2 protein-coding genes are annotated in these 1,272 nt (G+C 67.9%); both read right to left on the reverse strand.

Annotation, left to right across the window (positions count from 1 at the left end; translation table 11 throughout):
• A partial coding sequence (locus tag Q8Q85_05800) for an MBL fold metallo-hydrolase (GenBank protein MDP3773765.1) occupies positions 1 to 786 on the reverse strand: 786 nt, incomplete at its 3' end.
• A 62-nt stretch (positions 787 to 848) separates the two neighbouring features.
• The coding region (locus tag Q8Q85_05805; protein ID MDP3773766.1) for an MFS transporter at positions 849 to 1,272 on the reverse strand (424 nt) is incomplete at its 5' end.

Genomic DNA, 1,272 nt, shown 5'->3' on the forward strand with positions numbered 1-1,272 from the left:
ATGGCCGTTCCGTCGCGCCCGGACCTCGATGGTGCCGTTGTGGTCGGTTCGGTACACCCTCGCCCCCACGCTGCACCACAGCGCCACGACCTGGGGCGATGGGTGGCCGTACGAGTTCTCGGCGCCGACCGAGATCACGGCCACCCGCGGCCGCGTCGCGCGCGCCCAAGCCTCGGAGGTGCCGTTCCAACTGCCGTGATGAGCCACTTTGAGCACGGTCACCCTTGGGATGGAATCGCTCTCAAGCCACCACTCCAGCTCCGACAGCTCGGAATCCCCACTGAATAACGCCCGGAACTCGCCGAACTCGACGATTAGGCCCACGGACTCGAGGTTCTGCTCGCCGTCACCAGGCGGGTTGGACAGCACGCGCACCCAGACCGACCCCAACGTCAGCACTCGGCGGTCCGCCTGCAGGTACTGGGCGCCGCTGGTCGCAACCATCTGTATGGTGGCGCGGTAGGTGGCCGTCGGGTAAGGGACGCCGTTGTCGAGGTAGTTGCGCACCGCGAACGATCGCAGCACGCCCGACATGCCGCCGATGTGGTCGGCGTGGCCGTGCGAAGCGACGACGAGATCCAGCGTGTCGCCGCAGTTCACCTGCACGTGCCGGACGATCGGCGTGGCATCGTGTCCGGCGTCGATCAACACGCACCTCCCTTCGGGAGTGACCACCAGCGCGGCGTCGCCCTGCCCGACGTCGAAAAAGACGATCCGGATCTCCTGGGCCGGGGCGCTAGCCGCGAGCCCGACGACTAGCCCCAGGGCCACGAGCGGCAGTCGCACGATTGCCGCCACCTTACTCCGCGGTGCGACCCTGCGACACGCCCCGCGTCAAGATCACGGCATCACCGCGCCTCCACCGCGGCCGGCTTCACGAACCGGTGGTACAGCAGCATCAGCGCCGTGGTCAGCAGCCCTACCCCAGTCACCACGAACCACATCCGGTTCGGGGTGTGCAACTCCTCACCGTAGTGCCGCACCAGCCACCCGCCCAGCGGCCCGGCGATGAAGTACCCGATCGCCACCGGCAGGAAGGCGAAGCCCATGAAGAGCCCTTGCTGCCCGGGCGGCGCGAGGCGCGAGCAGTACTCGTAGAACCGCGGCGACAGCGTGATCTCACCCATCGCGAGCACGAAGAGCGCCGCCACGACCAGCGGCGTGCTCCCGCCGGCGGTGAGTATCAGCCAGCTCAACGCCGAGATCAGGATGCCCACTGTCATGGCGACGAACGCCGGGACCTTCCGCGTCAGGTAGTTCACGATGAAGGTG

Source organism: Gemmatimonadales bacterium (genome assembly GCA_030697825.1).
Taxonomy (GTDB): domain Bacteria; phylum Gemmatimonadota; class Gemmatimonadetes; order Gemmatimonadales; family JACORV01; genus JACORV01.